Source organism: Dyadobacter linearis (genome assembly GCF_907165045.1).
Taxonomy (GTDB): Bacteria; Bacteroidota; Bacteroidia; order Cytophagales; family Spirosomataceae; genus Dyadobacter; species Dyadobacter linearis.
On the sequence record NZ_CAJRAU010000001.1, the window covers coordinates 230657 to 250710 of the forward strand.

Sequence of the window (20054 nt, forward strand, 5' to 3'; positions counted from 1 at the left end):
AATTTATGTCGCGATTGTTTGCGAGAATAGGACAATTTATGCTTCCGCTGCTGGTGTTGTCACCAGCAGTAGCCCAGGCCCAAAAAGCCAGCATCACTGAGAAAGCACAACCTTTCAAAACCTATCCCTACTCCGACCCTAACCCGATTCCCGTCATGGGCGTCGGCAAAAAAGTCTCGCCATTTTATCCCTATTACGTTTTCGACGGCTACACCAACAAAAGCACGACAAAAAACTGGAAAGTAGTGGAGCTGGAAAATCCCTACATTAAGGTACAGGTGCTGCCGGAAGTAGGCGGAAAAGTGATGGGCGCCGTTGAAAAATCGACTGGTGAAGAGTTTGTGTATACCAACCACGTAATGAAATTCCGGGCGATCGGTATCCGCGGCCCGTGGACGAGCGGCGGCATTGAGCATAACTTCGGGCTTGATCTCGGTCACGCGCCCTGGGCAGCTGCGCCGGTGGATTACGTGATGCAAAACAACCCGGACGGAAGTGTTACCTGCGTAGTAGGTGGCCTCGATCTGGCTTCCCGCACGCAGTGGCGCGTTAAAATCGTACTTCCGAAAGACAAAGCCTATTTCGAAACGCAAAGCCTTTGGTATAATCCCCTTCCCTTGCACGACGCCTACCTTTCGTGGGAGAATGCGGCTTTCCGGGCGTCGGAGGATATGCAGTTCTTTTTCCCAGGCACGCACCATGTTGGTCACGATGGAAATGCCAATCCCTGGCCGATTGACGGGAACGGTGTGGATTTGTCGTACTACAAAAATGTGAATTCCGGCGGGGATAAGTCTTACCACGTGATGGGCGCGCATACGAATTGGTTTGGTGGGTATTGGCATAACAAAAAATTTGGGTTTGGACATTGGGCTCCGTACTCAGATGCGCCGGGCAAGAAATTATGGATCTGGTCGCGGGCGCGGGAAGGTGCAATTTGGGAAGATTTGCTCACGGATTCTGACGGACAGTATATTGAAGCACAGTCGGGTGTGACATTCAACCAGGCGGCCGAGCGGAGCGGGTTTCACAGTCCATTTAATCAAAAATCGCTGGGACCATTTTATTCTGAGACCAAAACGGAATACTGGTTTCCGGTGAAGGCGGCTGGCGGAATGGTCGACGCTTCGCCATATGGAACGCTTAATGTGGCTGTGAGAGGCGATAGTTTGAAAATCATTTTCAATCCGATTTCTCCCATTCAGGATACGCTGAAAGTGACGGTAGCCGGTAAAACGGTTTATCAATCTCCGCTTCAACTGAAACCAATGGAGGTTTATACCAAAGCAATTTTTCTGTCGGCAGCTGATCAAAAATCTGTTCGCGTGAGCATTGGTAAGGATCGGCTCGTATATGCTGTGCAGCCGGAAAAAATCCTTGACCGTCCTGTCCTTTCAGCTGAAAAACAGGATCCACATTCCGCAGAGCGGCTTTTTGAGCTGGGAGAAGATGAAAATGCGATGCGCAATTTCGAAGGTGCGCGGCTTCGTTACCTGGAATGTCTTAAAAAGGAAGCGACCCACAGCGGCGCATTGATCCGACTTGCCGAGTATCATTACCGGAATGGTGAATATGCAAAAGGGCTGGATTTTGCCAGAAAAGTATTGGCTGAAAACACCTACCACGGCGGCGCGAATTATCTGTACGGCGCATTGTACCGAAAGCTCGGCGACCTGACCAAAGCGGAAGAAGCATTGTCGGTGGCGACCTGGACGATGGAATACAAATCCGGCGCGTACACGCAGCTGGCGGGCATTGCCTTACAAAAACAGGACTTCGAAAAGGCCGAAAGTGATGCACGGAAAGCATTGGATTACAGTCGCAACAACCTGGTAGCGTACCAGTTACTAGGCACTGCACTTCGAAAATTAAACAAACCTGATGAAGCAGTGCAGGTTTGGAAAGAGCTGCTGAATGTGGACCCGCTCAATCATTATGCGCATTTCGAGCAGTATTTGCTCCAAGCAGATGCGGAGAACAAGGCCATTTTCCAGAACGCAATTCGCAATGAGCTGCCGCATGAAACCTACCTCGAACTGGCCATGGATTATGTGAATCAGGGACAAAATCAGGAGGCAAAGCAAGTGCTCGCGTTGGCTCCCGCGTACCCTACCGTTTCGTACTGGCTAGCGTATCTTAACCGGGATTCGGCACCTGCGGAAAGTAAAAAGCATTTGCAAAACGCCATTGAAATGTCGCCGGAGTTAGTTTTTCCTTATCGGCTCGAAACAATTCCTGTTTTGATGTGGGCTGAAAAACAAACCGCTTCCTGGAAAAACCGCTACTATCTGGGATTGATCTATTGGCACATTGGCGACAAAGAAAACGCCAAAACCCAATTTGCAGCTTGCAAAAACGAGCCGGATTATGCGCCTTTCTACATCGCAAGAGGCATTCTTTTTCAAAACGACCCGACCAGTTCGGCACAGGCTGATTTTGTAAAAGCCAATCAACTCAACCCGAAAGAATGGCGCAGTTGGCACTACCTGACCCGTCACTTTAGTGAGGGGAACCAGCAGGATAAGGGACTTGCTAATGCCCAAACAGCTTACAAGCAATTTGCTGACAATCCGGTTATCGGCATTGATTATGCCAAATCACTGTTGAATGCGGGCAACTTCGCGGCTTGCTTAAAAGTATTGGAGAAAATCCAGGTTCTGCCGCAGGAAGGAGCGCGGGAAGGTCACACTTTATATGTGGTAGCTAATCTCGGAAATGCGCTTGCTTTGGCGGAAAATAAAAAGTACCGCGAGATACTAAAAGCACTTGAAAAAGCCCGGCTCTGGCCAGAAAACCTGGGTACCGGCAAGCCGCACGAACCAGATACGCGGCTGATGGATTACCTTGCAGCGTATTGCGAAACGCAACTCGGCAATGCGCAGAAAGCCACTCAGTATGCTCAAAATATCTCTGATTATACCCTCAATGCGAGCAAGGAAAGTAACCGAAATGCGCTCAATAATTACCTCGGCGTGCATTTGCTTCAAAAGGCAGGCAAGCAGGAAAAGGCCGCCGGGTTTCTGAACAATTGGAAAGCAGAACAGGATTCGCTGCGAAATTGGGAAATTACAACAGGCTCCGATGCACCGGAAGTGCAATGGGTTTTGGCTAAATCACAAAATGATCAGGCGCTTTCTGAAAAGCTGAAACAGCGGTTGACAGAAGAGAAAAATTACAGCCTTACTACCTTGTTTTTCAGGATACTTGATCTGGTAGAAGCGCGTAAAAAGGAAGATTAATAGTACATGATGAAGCAGCGAAACAGATTTACCGGTTTTACTAAAAACAATGAACATCACCTGACAAGGCTGCTGACTGCGCTGACGATGCTCGCGATAGTAGCAAACGTTTATGCCCAGCCGTCGAGGCCGAAAGGCATTATCGAAGACGGGCAGCATTATAGCGAAGTGTTCAAGGAAAACCGGCATTTCCGACTGATCCTGCCTGCCGATTACCACCAGCATCCCGAGCGGCGGTACCCGGTGATTTATTATTTTCATGGGAATGCGGGGCGGTTTAATGGTCCCGCCGAAGGTGAAGTTTCCCGCTCGGGTGAAGCGCGTTATTATGATGAGTTTAATGGAAATTACGAACGTACCGGCCCGGATTCACTGGATAATTTCGCTAGCTATGTAGCTGATAATGATGTGATCATCGCCAAATGGGACGGTTATGTGCCCGCGCAATATCCGCGTCCGTACGACATTGCGCCCGTGAAGGAAGACAGGCAGTTTGCCGACTACTTTCCTGAATTTGTAAAGTACATTGACGCGCATTACCGCACAAAAGCCTTTCGCGAAGCCCGCGCAGTTTCTGGCCTGAGTATGGGTGGATTTATGTCGATGCTGATCGCTTCCAAATACCCGCATTTGCTTTCGAGCGCCTCGTTTTTCTGTCCGTCCGCTTCCTTTACAGTTGGGCCAAAGTCCTTGCAGATTTTCACGCCATTTAAAGAAATGGGGCGCAACTTTGTGGGGTTACCTATTCGAATGCATTTGGGTAGTAAGGATTTTCTGCGGCAGCACGATCAGGAGATTGACGATGCTTACAAAACATTGGAATTGAACTACGAAAGCTGGCATTACGGAATCGGCTATTTCAAAGGTTTTCACAACGCAGTGAATATTAAAGGGCAGTTTGATTTCCACATGAAGTACTTCCGGATGCCGCTTTCAAAACCTGAAAAATGGCACCATATTGATGTTTATCCTCATTTTTCAGTCTGGAATTATGACATTCGTAGCGACCGGAAAATACCCGGATTCACTGTGCTCGACGATGTGCGGCGGGAAGGATTTAGCATACAAACCAAACAATGGCTGCCCGACGGCCCATCGGTTCCGAACCTTGATGTGCAGATTTTAACAGATAGCATTTACCAGCCAAATACCCGCTTTGAACTGATTAAGCTGGATGTTTCTTCCCGCAAGATTGAGCGTAAAAGTGTTACCAGCGACGCAAAAGGCCGCATTCAATATCAGGGAACAGGCCAGCATAACAACATTGGCTTATACCGATCCGGCGATCCCGGGCACATTACGATTGCCACCTACTCACTTGATAATCGGATGCCTGCCGTGGGTGATATCGTTTCGCTAAGTCCTTTATTATTCAACAAAGGCGGTGCCGCGGTGGATTCTGTTCGCATTGAACTCATCGCGCTGGATGATGAGGTGGAAGTACTCGATCCGGCAATCGCGATTGGGAAAATGGCGCAGGGAGCATTGTATGAAAAAACAGGTTTCCGCATTCGCTCGCGACGCGCGGAGCTGGATCGTGCGAAGCTGAAATTGGTGGTCAGTTACAATGGCAAAAAAGACCAACTTTTACTGGAAGTACCTTTTTACTCACCCGAAAAAACATTGACCAAATTCGAAATTGCTGACGGTCGCGCGGTGAACCTGGAAGTGGAAGAGAAAACGCGCGTTGGCGACGGAAATGGCAACGGAATCGCCAATCCGGGTGAATGGATCAGCATTTTTACAAAATCTGACCTGGATTCACTGCACGATTTTGGTCTGCAATTGTATACCGAAGATCCTTATGTTGATATGGACAGCCGGCGCATGCTTTTCTTTGCACGGGCAGACTGGTCGGGGGCGCAGCGGCTTACTTCGCAGGTGAGGATCAAACCCAACTGTCCGGACGGGCACGAGATCGCTTTTTATGGCATTTATGAATATCCCAAAACCGGAAACACGCGCCGGGACAGCCACGGAGCGCATTCATTTATCCATGAAACGAAGCGGGTTTCTTTTAAAGTGAAAGTCAAAAAATAGTGAAAATGGAGAATGGATTGGCCGATTCGAGCCGGATCTCGGTCTATGTCAGCGACACGAATAATGTGCTCGGCAGGCTTTTGCAGGTGTTTGGAAAGAGCCGGTTTGAAGTAACCTATATGCAGGTTTTTAAAACAGAAGATGAAAACCTGAAACTGATCATCGTGGAAGCATTTTTTCCGAAAGAAATGATGGGGCTCATTCTGGAACGCATTGAAAAGATTATCGAGGTGCACCGCGCTTTCCCGCATCAGGATGAAGCGGCGAATCTTGCGGCTGTACGAAACGGTTAGTTCTGGTTTTTACAAAAGCATTTCCCCGGATGTTGCTACCTTTACAGCCTCATGTGACCGCCCAAGGCCACTTTCAAGAACATTGATTTAATAAAAACTAAGAGCATAAAAGGTTTGATACCATGAAAAAGACCGCGCAGCGCCGTTCACTGATATTGCAAAAACTCGATGAGTTGGGCGAAGTGAATGTGAATGATTTGAGTGAGATGCTGGAAGTGAGTGAGGTGACGATCCGCAACGATCTCGACAAGCTCGAAAACAGTAATCTGCTCGTGAGGGCTCACGGTGGCGCTTTTAAAACCAATAACATTGCCCTGACAGTCACCGAAAAACGGAAGATCAACCACGATATCAAGCGGCTGATAGGCAAAAAAGCCGTGTCGCTGATCAATGAAGACGACAGCATTATCCTCGACTCGGGCACGACGACTTTTGAAATATCGAACAACCTCGAAAAATTCAAGAACCTGACCGTGATCAGCAATGCGCTGGACATTGTCAATAACCTGGCGCAATACGAGAATTTGCAGGTATATATGCCCGGCGGCTACCTCAAAGAGTTCTCGATGTCGCTGGTTGGGCCTATGGCCGAGCGGAATTTTAAACAGCTTTATTGCAATAAACTTTTCCTTGGAATTGACGGAATGAAAGCCAATGCTGGCTTTTTCACGCACTACATGGAGGAAGCGCATTTGAACCAAATTATGATCGACATCGCCGAAGAAGTGATCGTGGTTACTGATTCATCCAAGTTCAAAAAATCGGGTCTGGCGTTTATTTGTGGTTTTGATAAAATTAATAAAGTGGTGACGGATGATAAAATTGAGGAGGCGGATTTGAAGATGCTCAAACAGCATAATATCGAGGTGATTATTGCGGAAAGCTAAAACTACCAGCATTAAAATGGAACAGACATTGAGATATATCTCCCTATTAGTGTTAGCGTTTTTGGCGGTCAGCAATATTGAATGTACCGCACAAACTGCATCGTCAAATCAGCGCAAAATCAATAAAGCGGAGATTATCACTGGGGCTGATCAGACTGAAAAATATCTTTCCTATTTAAAAGGAAAACGAATTGGCCTGGTGGCAAATCAGAGTTCCATTATTGGCAAAAAAAGTAGTGTTGATAGTCTGGTGAGTCTTGGAATTAACATTGCAAAAGTGTTTGGACCCGAGCATGGTTTCCGTGGGAATGCCAGCAATGGAGCCGCGGTAAGTAGTGAAGTAGACGCCAAAACGGGCATTCCAATTATTTCTTTATACGGCAAAAACCAGAAACCGACCAAAGAACAGCTGGCGGATATAGACCTGATGGTTTTTGACATTCAGGATGTTGGCTGCCGCTATTATACCAATATCAATACGCTGGAATATGTGATGGAAGCTTGTGCAGAAAACGATAAAGAACTGCTCATTCTGGACAGACCTAATCCAAATGGATATGTGGTAGACGGGCCGGTTATGACGGATGATCGATTTAAATCCGCCATCGGAATCCATTATACACCCATGACGCACGGCATGACGATCGGGGAATTTGCGCAGTACTTAAATGGCGAAGGTTATCTCGAAAAACAATGCAAAATAAAGGTTATCAAAGTCGCCAATTATGACCACGACATGCCTTATGAATTACCGATTCATCCTTCACCGAATTTGAATACGCAGCAGGCTGTCATGCTTTTTCCGAGCTTATGTATGTTTGAAGGAACTGCAATCAATGAAGGTCGTGGCACTTATTTGCCATTCACAATTTTAGGTGCACCCGCATTGAAAGGCAAATATTCTTACTCGTACAAACCGGTAAGTATCCCAGGCATGAGCGAGCGGCCAAATCACAAAGATTCCGTTTGTTATGGCCTCGACCTGCGCAATTATGACATTGAAAAGCTTCGGAAAAGTCGCCAGATTAACCTGTCGTGGGTAATTGAATTATACAAAGCCTATCCCGACAAAGCACATTTCTTCACTCCCGGCCGGGCGAACCAAGATATATCCGCATTTGACCTACGAATCGGCACCGACCAGTTACGAAAACAAATCATTGCCGGCGTTGCGGAGGCAGAAATCAGACAAAGCTGGGAGCCTGAATTGCAGAAGTTTAAGGCAATTCGGATGAAGTATTTGCTTTATCCGTGAGGAAGGTTTTTGGCAAACAGCGTTGGAAAAATGAATTTGCTGGCTAATCCGCTGATGGCGACAATTCGTAAATGTTTTTTCTGGTTAATAAATAAAGTGCGGTAACGAAAATCGTCCATACAGTTACGAGTTTTGGCGAACCCAAAATCCAGTAATCAGCAAGAATTCCACGCTCCACTAATGTGTTCATTCCTACTAAAACGACCAGAACATCAATCAGAATTGGCGCGAGGAGAAACAAAAGAAACCAGGCGATTTTTTTTCTGTTTTCGATTAATTTGAAAGCCTTCCACAAAGGATAAATTGAAAGCAGCAATACTAACAAAAAGCCAAATATCCAGGATAGTGGTTTGTTATCCAGAATGCTATTGAAGCCCCAAACTTCATCTCCACTTCCCAACGCGGTACCTAAAATGCGGGCAAATGGTAAATTGGCAAAAATGAGTGAGAACCCCAGCGCCTTTTGTTTAGCTGTTTTGTCTGATTTTATCAGGAATGCGCCGAACCAGATCATCAGGAATGTGAATAATGGTCCGGCAAAAGTTGCGAGTACAACAAAAGGCTTTTGCTCGGCACAGCCTTCGCAGACGCCCCAAACATTAAAATCCCTTTGTCCCCAGCAGCCGCAAATTAAGCGGCCCGTGACGGTATGCGCTATTTCGTGCGCCTCGTGCAACACAAAAACCAATGCTAAAAATGTAACTGTAAATCGCGGCGTTATTCTCAATTTCATTGTTATCATCTAATTTGGTCTGATCAATCACTTCCCTTGTTACCTGATTTTAAGCTTATTGATGACATTCGAGCGGCTTGCCACTTGCTCCGCGGGTAAATATAGTTTCGTTCAACGATTTTGCACTGTTTTCACCAGTGCTTTGATGACGGCCGACTAGCTGCACGTGTTTTACACTTGAAGCGCTTTCGCGAAATGCTCTCGATCAAGCAAGATGCACTTGCATTTGAGCTTGGTGAGGACTGGAACCAGCAAAAAATTGCTGAAAGCGAAAGATGATACGATCAGGATGTTGGAGAAGTTGATTGGGGCAAGGTAATTTTACCACCAAATAGCGGTTTATGTCTCAATACACTGGAAAATAGCTCCGGAGGAGCAGCCTGTTTCTAGCTAAATATTATCATTAGCATCAATCCGGCTCCTGAGGAGCCCAATTCAATACACTTATTATCTACTAGAAACAGGGAGCCGCTCTGCGGCTTTTCCTGAGATGCGAACTTTGAAATCTCACGCAAAAACGTTGATATAATTGTTACGCAGTGTGTAGCAAATTAAGCTGAATACATCAGGTTACTCTTTTGACCTCAATCAGCCCACACTAACTCCGATCAACTCCATGCCAAGAATTTCTTCAATTCGCACAATCGTTTCAATCGTAAACCAGCATATCCACCAAAAGCTGATCGAGAAATCAGAAGAACTTCTGTCTAATACCAAACTGACAATCAGCGAGGTCCCTTAGCAATTAGGCTGAACATCCGCAATCTTTCAGGAGGCTGCAAAAAATGAAGACCCCAATATCTCCGGTACAGTTCAGGTCCGGTTTTAATTGATGTTGCTGGTGATGACAATGCATGGAAAGCTCCGGAGGAGCAACCTGTTTATAGAAATGAGAATGAATCAAGTTTGCATGGCTCCCGCGGAGCCTCCTGTAATTTTAGGATAAACAGGAAGCCCCGCCGGGGCTGTGTGACTATGGATTGGGCGTTTTCTAGAAACAGGGAGCCGCTCTGCGGCCTTTCCTGAGATGCGAACTTTGAAATCTCACGCAAAAACGTTGATATAATTGTTACGCAGTGTGTAGCAACTTACGCTGAATACATCAGGTTACTCTTTTGACTTCAATCAGCCCACACTAACTCCGATCAACTCAATGCCAAGAATTTCTTCAATTCGCACAATCGTTTCAATCGTAAAACAGCATATCCACCAAAAGCTGATCGAGAAATCAGAAGAACTTCTGTCTAATACCAAACTGACAATCAGCGAGGTCCCTTAGCAATTAGGCTGAACATCCACAATCTTTCAGGAGGCTGTAAAAAATGAAGACCCCGATATCGGCGGTACAGTTCAGTTCGGGTTTTAATAGATGTTGCTGGTCATGACAATGCACGGAAAGCTCCGGAGGAGCAACCTGTTTTTAGAAATGAGAATGAATTAATTCACGTGGCTCCAGCGGAGCCTCCTGCAGTTTTAGGATAAACAGGAAGCCCCCGCCGGGGCTGTGTGACTATGGATTGGGCGTTTTTTAGAAACAGGGAGCCGCTCTGCGGCTTTTCCTGAGATGCGAACTTTGAAATCTCACGCAAAAACGTTGATATAATTGTTACGCAGTGTGTAGCAAATTACGCTGACTACATCAGGTTACTCTTTTAAACTCAATCAGCCCACACTAACTCCGATCAACTCAATGCCAAGAATTTCTTCAATTCGCACAATCGTTTCAATCATAAAACAGTTTATCCACCAAAAGCTGATCGAGAAATCAGAAGAACTTCTGTCTAATACCAAACTGACAATCAGCGAGGTCCCTTAGCAATTAGGCTGAACATCCGCAATCTTTCAGGAGGCTGCAAAAAATGAAGACCCCGATATCGCCGGTACAGTTCAGGTCCGGTTTTAATTGCTGTTGCTGGTCATGACAATGCACGGAAAGCTCCGGAGGAGCAACCTGTTTATAGAAATGAGAATGAATCAAGTTTGCATGGCTCCAGCGGAGCCTCCTGTAATTTTAGGATAAACAGGAAGCCCCGCCGGGGCTGTGTGACTATGGATTGGCGTTTTCTAGAAACAGGGAGCTGCTCTGCGGCTATTGAATTCGGTAACAAGAGACTTTCATTGTTTGAGCCAAAGTTTGAGTTTTCGTCCTACAAACTTTCCCTCAGATTCCAAATTTCCAGAAACTTCTCCACCGGACTGCAACTTGCAAATAAAAATACAAAAGTTTCATTTCCTTACTTTTTTCTTTTTAATTGCATTCTGCTATTCCTAACCGTCCATTAATCTTTCCGCCTCCCATACCATGGTATTTACCTACAAAAGTTTAACTACCCCCCTTCACATTCTAATTAGCAAGCGATGGACAGGCCTCGGTCTGTTTGCATTTAAAAAGCCGAAATTATCAGGCAAGAGCTCCCTGCTGCTTTGCTGCTGCGTTTTCCTCACAATGTTTTCAGTAAACGCACAAGTGAATGCAGCTCGCACAGTAGCTGCTAAAACAGGCAGCCCCGGCTCAGCGCTGCTTCCTCTTCCGCAGCAAATGCAGCTGACTGATAAAACCTTCACAATCAGCAAAAGCTGGAAGATCGTCTCCGATCGCGCGTCGGTACCAGCGGAGGTTTTAAAAGGTTTCCAAGAAGATTTAAAGAACGCAGGTTTGCCCCTTTCCGTCGGAACAAATGGCAGCTCACCTGCGATTCGGCTGGTTGTGAAAAAGGGTTCGGTAAAAATTGGTACAAGTGTCGACACAAACCGGGCTGCACTTACGCGCCAGGCTTACCAACTAAGCTTAAAGCCTGAGGCTGTGACCATTACGGCAAATGATCCGCAGGGTTTGTATTACGGCATTCAGACTTTAATGCAACTACTTCGCGCACAAGCGCCTAAAATGCAGCTTCCCGAAGGAGAAATTACTGACTGGCCCAATGTGGAAGTACGGATGATTTATTGGGATGATGCGCATCATGTGGAGAAACTGGCTGCATTGAAGCGCATTATCCGGCAGGCTTCGACATATAAAATCAATGCATTTTCGATCAAATTGGAGGGACATTTTCAATATAAGTCTGCCCCGGCGATTGTCGAACCTTATGCATTGACGCCGGAAGAATACCGCGAGATGGCGGATTATGCAAAGGCGCATTATGTCGACTTAGTACCGTTTCTGGACGCGCCGGCGCACGTTTCTTTTATCCTGAAACACCCTGAATACCGCAAGCTGCGCCTGATTGACGACATTAATTACCAGTTTTCAGTTACCAATCCTGAAACATTCAAACTGCTCGATGCGATGTTCAGCGAGCTGATCAATGCGAGCAAAGGCAGCAAGTTCATTATCCTTTCCAATGACGAAGCTTATTATACTGGTAAGGCTCCTTCGGAAAAAGCAATGGCGGATAGCCTGGGTGGGAATGGAAAGTTACTTGCCTGGTTTATCAAGAAAATGGCCGATAGACTGCACGAACAAGGTCGCACAGTTCTTTTTTGGGGTGAATTCCCATTGAGAAAAGAGGATATCACTGCATTGCCTTCGCACATAGTAAATGGCGTTTATAACAAAGCGATTGCGGCAGATTACAAAAAGCACGGGATCAGACAGTTTGTCTATACAGCTACCCAGGGCGCAGAGCCTATTTTCCCAAACTATTATCCATTGCATACAAAAACAGCTGTGATGGCGGATGGAAGTGACCGCTCTTCGGGCCGGGTGGCCGATATGTTCCGGGAGATCGGGACTGCTTTTTCAGCCAACTTATCGTCTTTCATGGGCGTAGTAATTGCGGGCTGGGCCGATGCCGGGCTGCATCCTGAAACTTTCTGGCTGGGCTATGCGACTGCCACGGCTGCGGGGTGGAACAACAATAACCTCACTCCTGCCGACGCCTCGGCCAGGTTTATGAATGCGTTTTACGGACCTGCGCAAAAAGATATGGACAGCGTTTACCGCGTTCTGAGCGTGCAGGCAGAGTTTCATACCGAAAGCTGGGACTGGATCGCGTCGCCCTGGCGACCGATGATCAAGGGAAATTCGGACAGCCTTTTCCTGCAACCTGAAAAAGACCAGACTTTGCCTCTATTGCCTGTGCCGGAAACGGGTACATTGGCGATTTCAAACAAAACTTACCCCGTGAATGCACAGCGTTTGACAACTGCGCAAGCTATGCTTCCGCGAAATAAATATGCATTGCAATTGCTAAAAGAGAACAAATCGCGTGCTGGAAAGCAGCTTTACAATCTGGAAGTGCTCGAATCGGTAGCAGCAATATGCGGGCAAAATTTGCGGATGCTGGTTACATTAAATCAGGTGACAGACGCGTTGCAAAAAGCGTCTTCGGCTGGCAACCCGTCAGCTGCGGTAAAGCAACTGGATGCGGCAATGGAAATGGTTAGCAAGTTGAAACAACAGCGAGACAGTACGCTCGCATTCGTGACAAAAATCTGGTATAAAGAATGGCAGCCGCTGGTTGAAGAAGCCAACGGACGCAAATATCTGCACCAGGTAGATGATATCAAAGACCACCAGCCCGTGCGCACCATCGACCTTAGCTACTTGATTTACAGAGAATTACATTATCCGTTGGATCAATGGTGGAACGATGTACAGAAAGTGCGGAACGATTATGCGAAGCAGCACAATTTACCTTTGGTGAACAAGCAATTGAATTGGGAGAAGTATAAATAGCAATAGCCTTCAAAATTAAAATTCTCTTTCACCGAATTCACTTGCCGGCATTTTGCTCTTTTTAGAGGTTTGGTTGAGGTTATAGCTCAGGTTTAAAAGAATGATATCGGTCTCCTGAATGTAATTGGTTGTCGTGAAAAAATCTTTTCCGAAAGTGGTAATCCGCTGTCGGTTCGAGCCTATTAAACCCAGATCTACATTTTGCCATTGAAGTGTCGCGGAGACTTTCCCTTTTAAAAATGTTTTTCTTGCGGATAAATTGGGTGTCACAAAACGCGAATCCTCCCCTTGTGCAGTTACGCGTTTTGACAAATAATTCACCGACGCCTGTACCTGCAAAGTCTTGGAAAACTTCCAGGTTGTATTGGCATTGATCGAATAAACCCAGCTGGCTGTATTCACCGGTACCGTTTCATCGAAAAGCGCTCCTTTTATTTTGTAGTGATAAAGATTTGCGCCGGCGTAAACCTGCCACCATTTTGCAAGGTCCACGGTGCTGCCCGCTTCAACGCCCCAGGATGTTGCGAGCCCGGCATTGGTGTAAATCCGGTTCAAAATCGTGTCATTATAAACGCTGTTGACCCGATTCACTACATTCTTAATGCGCTGGTTGTAAAGCGTCGCAAAAACGCTGCCTATCTTAAAATCTTTGACTAGCCCGAGTTCAGACAAGTCGATAAATTCGGGCAGGATATCCGGGTCGCCCGATTCCAGCGTTTCTGAATGCTCCCGCTCGGGAAAAGGGTTGAGCTCACTGTTTGTCGCGCGCTGCACGCGTTTGCTGTAACCAGCCCGCGCACGAAGCGATTTGGCAAGCTGATACTGCAAATTCAGGGACGGGAAGAGATTAGACAGATCCAGGTTGCGCGCTTCCTCGCTGCCAGCCGTAAATGCGCGGGTGGAATATTCGTAACGCAAGCCGACTACATATTCCAGTTTGGCCCGCTGCGCAGAATATTGGCCGTAAACCGAATGAATCTGGTTCACTACCTCGGTATTGCTGCTAAAATCCGGAACAATATTGAACACGCCGGTTTCCAGATCAAGATCCAGATATTGAAAATTACCTTTCTGTACCTGTTTCCGGTACTGGTAGCCAGTTTCCAACTTCCCCCGACGCACGTTTACAGTATAATCCCCTTTCACCCGAAACGCATTCAGCGGGTTCTCACTTGGGTTGCGGCTGCTTTGCAGAATAACATTCCGCTCCGGCTCCTGCATATTGAGATTGGTCGTAAGCCCCTCCAAATCAGCATATTCTACCAGCCCCGAAACAGCAAGTGCCGATTTGTTTTTGAAAGTGTGTGTATAATCCAGGTTTCCCAATGTTACCCTTCCCGACTTGCGGGCAACATTGGAATTAAAGTAAGTAATGCGCCCGATGTTGTCGCCGGTTGCCAGATCTGTTTTTGTATTGTGATAAACAATGTCGGCGCGGCGTGACTGGGAACGATACCCGGTGTAAAATCCAGCCGAAAATGCGTCACTGGCACGTGGCGTAAATGAAAGAGAACCCCGTGCAGTATAGTTATACCGCATAAAACTCCGCTCCCCGTCCGACGGGAACGAGGTGAATACATTGTCAATCGTCGTGTTTACATCGCCGGTCCGTTGCCCGGCGATATCATTCCGTAAATAATTCCCACTCAGACTTACATCCCACTTTTCCGAGCGTACATTGAATGTAGCGTCCGCACCAAACCGGACGGGATTATGCAGATTGTTGTACCTATAAATAGCAGGTAACCCGCCCTGTATATTGGCCGTGAACGATTTGCTACCCGGTACAGCAGCTTTTGTAGTAATATTAATAATCCCCGATTTTCCGTCCGGGTCGTAACGTGCAGATGGCGAAGTGATTACTTCCACGTTTTGGATCGTATTCGCCGGGATCTGGCTCAAAATTGTCGCCGCATCGGTTTGTACCGGTTTTCCATTGATCAGTACCAAAAAACCGGACGAGCCGCGCAAGGTAATGTCGCCTTCGCTATTGATGGTCACAGACGACGTGTTCCTTAATACGTCAATAGCGGTTCCCCCCTGGCTGTTGAGAAATTTGTCGGCCCGGTAAACCTGCCTGTCGATCCTTGCATCGAGCATTTGCCGGTCGGCGGTGACACTCACCTCGCGCAATGTCCTGGGATCAGCTTCCATCGCAATAGGCGGAATTTCAACCAAGTTCTGGTTTTCAGAAACAGCGGTCAGCGGCACGGTGGACTTGCTGTAACCTATATATTGCGTTTGCAGGTAATACAAGCCGGGAGCAACCTTTTCTAATTTGAAATACCCTTTTTCAGAGGTAAGCAAACCGGTCACCAATGTGGAATCCTGACTTTTAAAAAGCGCTACCGAACAGTAACCCAAAGGTTCGCCGGTTTGCCTGTCGGTCACTCTGCCGGTCAGCGTGGTGCCCGTTTGCGCCTGAGTTGGTAATAGGGAAGTGAGTAAAAAAAGCAGGACTATCTGAAAGGATCTCATGTTGAGTAAAAATGCATTTCCCGCCGTTTTAGCGGACCTGCAAATTTAACCCTACAAGATTAGTAGACTTTGTACATCCATGCCTATTTCTGGTACATTCAGGAAATTCCTTTTCGGTAAATACCCGGGAGTACACCTGTCTGCCGTTTGAAGAACTTATTGAAGTGTGAAGCGTCAGCAAACCCAAGTTCGAATGCGAGCTCGGTCAGGTTTTTCTGAGAATATAAAAGCAGTTTTTTCGATTCAGCTGTCAACTTTTCATTGATCACCGCGCTGGCAGTTGTTCCCAAAAACCGCTTACAGGCTGTATTAAGTGTTTTGGGAGTGGTATTTAAGGCTTCGGCATAAAACTTGGCTTCATGGTTTGCTCTGTATTCCGAATCCAGCAACGTGAAAAAAGTTTTCAGTAATACCGGAAACGACAGGGTTTGTTCCGCTTTGATTTCGCGTTTGAGCAAATTGAATATCAGGAGCAGGTACGTCTGGATCACAGCCTGATAATTGCTCTCGCCTTTCAGATATTCAGATTCAATACTATTAAAGATCCCGCTGAACACTTCGCTCTTTCCTTCCAGGTTAAACCCACTTGGGAAAGGCAACGGAAATGTCTGGAACAGATCATGATATAACGGGTGATCCAGCAGAAAATCCTTTTGGATCATAGCTACAAAACCTTTCGGGATCTCCGTCAGCTCCCAGCTGTGGATCTGGCCGGGCATGATCAGATAGAGGCTGTATGGTTTGACGGGAAACCGGTTAAAATCAATCTGATGAAAACCCGCTCCTTGTTCCAGATAAATGATTTCGAGATATTCCTTGTGCCCGTGCGGGTTGGTGGTTTTTATCTCCTCCTTCATCCTTTTGATCCTGAATAGCTCTTTCGCATTCAGCTTGTTCTTAATCGGGACTTCCATTTTATAATTTCTTAATTCTGAGATAAAAACGCTTTCAGCTGCGCCACTAGTTTGAAAATTGATCGGGCGGGAATCTCATTAACGTAATATATTCCCCGTTTCTGTGATCAGCGACTCCATAAGTTCCGCCGCTTTGGTGTGTTTTAGATTAACATTATTTTGCCCCGACCAGAAATTGATCATATCCGTTTTTCCCTGTGCAACGGCTGCCTCTCTCAGTGGCCCTACCAATCGGGCCTGAAGTGGGAACGGGAGCACTTCTGTTTCATATTTAACTTCCTCGGTAATGCGGTTGCGGACCATCCTGCCCATTCTGCCGGTGAGCGACTTGGAAAGCACCGTGTATTTGCCTTCGTCGGAAAAGATCCTCGCTTTGTGAACTTCCGCCGCATTGGACTCGTCGGTTACCATAAAAGCCGTTCCCAGTTGTGCGGCATCTGCTCCTAATGTCAACATAGCAGCAATACCTTTTCCATCCGCAATCCCACCCGCAGCGATAACCGGTGTTTTGATCCTGGCTTTGAGTTGTTGGACCAATGAAAAAGTGCCCGTTAAAGAGTCGCTTGCGGGCCTCAGAAACGAAGGTCGGTGGCCACCTGCTTCAAATCCTGCTGCCACAATGGCGTCGACATTGGCTTCTTCCAGCGCCAGCGCTTCGTCCAGCGTAGTAGCCGCACCGACCGTCTTGATCCCGAGTCTGCGGGCTTCATTTAAGATTTCAATAGAAGGAATTCCAAAAATAAAGCTGAAAACCGCCGGCCTGATCCGGAAAATCGCCTCGACCTGCTTCTCGAACTTCGAGGGAATATCGGTATCCAGCTCCGGCATTGGTATACTCAGTTCATCATAATATGGTTGAAAAAGTGCCTTTATCCTGCTCATGCTTTCCTCGGGAAAATTCGTCAGCCGATCGTCGACATCTGAAACCCAGAGATTGATATTATAGGGCTTATCGGTCAGCAGCCTGATCGACTTATCGACTTCCAGGATCTGTTCAGGGGTTAAGGTATAGGCACCGAAACCACCCAATCCACCCGCATTCGAAATGGCCGCAAGCAGTTCTGGTGATGAAAACCCGCCGCCCATCGGGCCAAGCAGGATCGGATATTTGATTCCAAGCAGGCTGGTAATTTTCGTTTCATTCCACATATTTCCGGCTTCCAGATTTGTCAGTTATTTTGTTTAAAATTTTCTCGTCAGAACGTAACCCCTTCATCATTAGATACATTGGGCGGAGTATAGGTGTCTGTGGAATCATCAGGGACTTCTTCACAGGTGAGCGTGTAGTTGGCCGGCTTATTGAAAGGAGCTTTACGATATTGTTCCAAAGTCCGGTCTGAATAAACTTTTTTCATGTACGTCCCCCACGCTGGCAACGCTGCGCGTCCGCCCTGGCCGAGCGCCATCGTCCGGAAATGGATCTGCATATCTTCTCCCCCGACCCATATTCCCGACACCAGATTTTGCGTCATACCCATAAACCACGCGTCCGAATGGTTTTGCGTCGTTCCTGTTTTCGCTGCAATTTCGTTTCCATCTGTCACACCGTAAGAATGCAAACGGGCCGCAGTACCACCCGGATCTTCCACAGCACCGCGCATCAGATAGAGCATATTATACGCCATTACTTCGCTCAGCTCCTGGTTTTGTTTGGGATGAAATTCCTGTAAAACCTGTCCGTTACGATCTTCGATCCTCAGAATAGACAGCGGCTCGGTGCGGTAACCGCCGTTTGCAAACGAGCAGTAAGCATTCACCATTTCATATACCGAAACCGAACTGATCCCCAGGCAGAGAGAAGGTACCGCTTCCAGCTTACTGGTAATGCCCAACTTATGCGCAAAGTCGACAACGGTGGACGGTTTCACCATTTGAATTATATTGGCACTGATCGAATTCACCGATTGCCCGAGCGCCTGCCGCAGCGTGAGCGACTGATAGGTATATTCGCTGGAAGGCGGGTTCCAGTTTCCTTCCACGGGCTGATCGGTAATGCGGTCGCAGGGCGTGAGGAAGCTTTTTTGCAAAGCCGAAACATACACAAATGGCTTGAATGTAGAACCTGGCTGCCTGCGGCCCTGTTTGACGTGATCGTATTTAAAGTATTTGAAATTGATGCCGCCCACCCAGGCCTTGACGTGCCCGTTTTGCGGATCCATCGACACCATTCCCGCGTGCAAAAAACGTTTGTAATACCGGATCGAATCAATCGGGCTCAGCAGCATTTCCTTTTCTCCATCGTAAGAAAACACTTTCATTTTATAAGGCTTGCGCATGATCTTCCAGGCCTCTGCATCGCCGATATCTTTCTTCAATGCGATAAAATGAGGCAATGCTTTCACTGCCTTTTCGATAAATCCGGGCACTTCGCGGCCGTCGGGGTAGGCCCACGGGTTGCGGCCTTTCCAATGCGCGTCAAAAAGCCTTTGCTGCTCGCGCATATGTTCGTTCATGGCCGTTTCCATGTGCTGCTGCAAGCGCGAATCAATCGTTGTGTAAATGCGTAAGCCACTGGTTTTCAGATCCAGATCAGTGTCATTTTCTTCATTATACAATTTGACCCAGGCTTCGAGATATCCCCGCATCGATTCCTGAAAGTATGGGGCGAGCCCGGCATTTGGTCCGTCCAGCTTGAACCTGAGATCCAGCGGCTTATCTTTCAGGATATCGAATTCGGCTACTGGCAGATAATTATACCTGACCATTTGTGACATCACTGTATTCCTGCGTCTGGTCGCATTGCCGGGGCGGCGCAGCGGATTGTGTAGCGACGGATTTTGAAGCATTCCAACCAAGAGTGCCGCTTCGGGCACCGTCAAATCGCGCGGTTCCTTGCCAAAGTAGCTTTTTGACGCGACTCTGATCCCGTACGTATTATTCCCGAACGAAACCGTGTTCAGGTACATCATTATAATTTCGTTCTTGGTGTATTTCCGCTCCAAAATCACGGCCAGCATCCATTCCTTCGTTTTGTTGACCACAGTGCCCACAACAGGAATACTACCCAGTAAGCCGCGGTATTTTTTAGACCGGGTTTCAAAAAGGTTTTTGGCCACCTGTTGGGTAATGGTACTTCCCCCGCCTGAACTTGCATTACCCGTAAATATGCCTTTAACTACCCGCAGCATACTGCGCCCGTCAATACCGGAGTGAGTTGTAAAACGCGCATCTTCGGTTGCAACCAATGCATGGATCAAAACGGGCGATAGCTGATCGAATTCAACGCGGGTGCGATTCTCCGAGAAATACTTTCCCAATGATTTACCGTCCTCCGAGATCAGTTCCGAAGCCAGTTCACTTTGCGGGTTTTCGAGCATAACCAGATCGGGCATACCGCCAAAAAGCCACAACAGGTTCACCCTGACCGCAATAATGAAGAAAACGAGGAGCGCAATAGATATGCCGGTAATTTTCCAGACGCGAACAATCGTTTGTCTGTATTTCCCTGGCTGCAATTCGATCATTTCAAAATATTTTAGAATTATCCAAAAGTAAACGTAATTCAATATTATTAGTATTTATATAATACCAAAC

At 47.1% G+C, this 20054-nt stretch carries 12 protein-coding genes and 1 pseudogene; 8 read left to right on the forward strand and 5 right to left on the reverse strand.

Going from position 1 to position 20054, the window contains the following annotated elements:
- The first annotated feature begins 5 nt into the window (after positions 1–5).
- The 5 genes from KOD92_RS00870 (at position 6) to KOD92_RS00890 (ending at position 7714) form a co-directional block, all read left to right on the forward strand.
- A complete protein-coding gene (locus KOD92_RS00870; RefSeq protein WP_215231632.1) occupies positions 6–3239 on the forward strand; it encodes a DUF5107 domain-containing protein in 3234 nt (1077 codons plus the stop codon).
- Between the two features lie 6 nt (positions 3240–3245).
- Positions 3246–5279: an alpha/beta hydrolase gene (locus KOD92_RS00875; protein WP_215231633.1), complete on the forward strand. Its 2034-nt coding sequence runs from the start codon at positions 3246–3248 to the stop codon at positions 5277–5279.
- Positions 5280–5284: 5 nt separating this feature from the next.
- Positions 5285–5572 (forward strand): ACT domain-containing protein, encoded by a 288-nt coding sequence (locus tag KOD92_RS00880; RefSeq protein WP_215231634.1) that lies wholly within the window; start codon positions 5285–5287, stop codon positions 5570–5572.
- 122 nt (positions 5573–5694) lie between these two features.
- Positions 5695–6459 (forward strand): transcriptional repressor AgaR, encoded by a 765-nt coding sequence (agaR, locus tag KOD92_RS00885; protein WP_215231635.1) that lies wholly within the window; start codon positions 5695–5697, stop codon positions 6457–6459.
- Positions 6460–6475: 16 nt separating this feature from the next.
- Positions 6476–7714: an exo-beta-N-acetylmuramidase NamZ family protein gene (locus KOD92_RS00890; RefSeq protein ID WP_215231636.1), complete on the forward strand. Its 1239-nt coding sequence runs from the start codon at positions 6476–6478 to the stop codon at positions 7712–7714.
- A gap of 43 nt (positions 7715–7757) precedes the next feature.
- On the opposite strand, the gene KOD92_RS00895 is transcribed toward KOD92_RS00890, so the two are convergent.
- Positions 7758–8447, reverse strand: coding sequence for a hypothetical protein (locus tag KOD92_RS00895; RefSeq protein WP_215231637.1), 690 nt, complete (start codon positions 8445–8447; stop codon positions 7758–7760).
- Positions 8448–8642: 195 nt separating this feature from the next.
- On the opposite strand from KOD92_RS00895, the pseudogene KOD92_RS27625 reads away from it, so the two are divergent.
- The 3 genes and pseudogenes from KOD92_RS27625 to KOD92_RS00900 form a co-directional block, all read left to right on the forward strand.
- A pseudogene (locus tag KOD92_RS27625) lies at positions 8643–8723 on the forward strand (XRE family transcriptional regulator); the annotation flags it as partial.
- Between the two features lie 340 nt (positions 8724–9063).
- On the forward strand, positions 9064–9189 hold the full coding sequence (locus tag KOD92_RS27525) for a hypothetical protein (RefSeq protein WP_255567375.1): 126 nt from the start codon (positions 9064–9066) through the stop codon (positions 9187–9189).
- Positions 9190–10893: 1704 nt separating this feature from the next.
- Complete coding sequence (locus KOD92_RS00900) at positions 10894–13128, forward strand: beta-N-acetylhexosaminidase (protein ID WP_215231638.1); 2235 nt, start codon at positions 10894–10896, stop codon at positions 13126–13128.
- 15 nt (positions 13129–13143) lie between these two features.
- Here KOD92_RS00900 and KOD92_RS00905 read toward each other — a convergent pair whose 3' ends face one another.
- From KOD92_RS00905 to KOD92_RS00920, 4 genes are all read right to left on the reverse strand, one after another.
- Positions 13144–15606, reverse strand: coding sequence for a TonB-dependent receptor (locus KOD92_RS00905; protein WP_215231639.1), 2463 nt, complete (start codon positions 15604–15606; stop codon positions 13144–13146).
- A gap of 98 nt (positions 15607–15704) precedes the next feature.
- On the reverse strand, positions 15705–16520 hold the full coding sequence (locus tag KOD92_RS00910) for an AraC family transcriptional regulator (RefSeq protein ID WP_215231640.1): 816 nt from the start codon (positions 16518–16520) through the stop codon (positions 15705–15707).
- 78 nt (positions 16521–16598) lie between these two features.
- On the reverse strand, positions 16599–17669 hold the full coding sequence (locus KOD92_RS00915) for an NAD(P)H-dependent flavin oxidoreductase (RefSeq protein ID WP_215231641.1): 1071 nt from the start codon (positions 17667–17669) through the stop codon (positions 16599–16601).
- A 47-nt stretch (positions 17670–17716) separates the two neighbouring features.
- Positions 17717–19984 carry a transglycosylase domain-containing protein gene (locus tag KOD92_RS00920; protein WP_215231642.1) on the reverse strand — a complete coding sequence of 756 codons (2268 nt, stop codon included), beginning with the start codon at positions 19982–19984 and terminating at the stop codon, positions 17717–17719.
- Positions 19985–20054 lie beyond the last annotated feature (70 nt).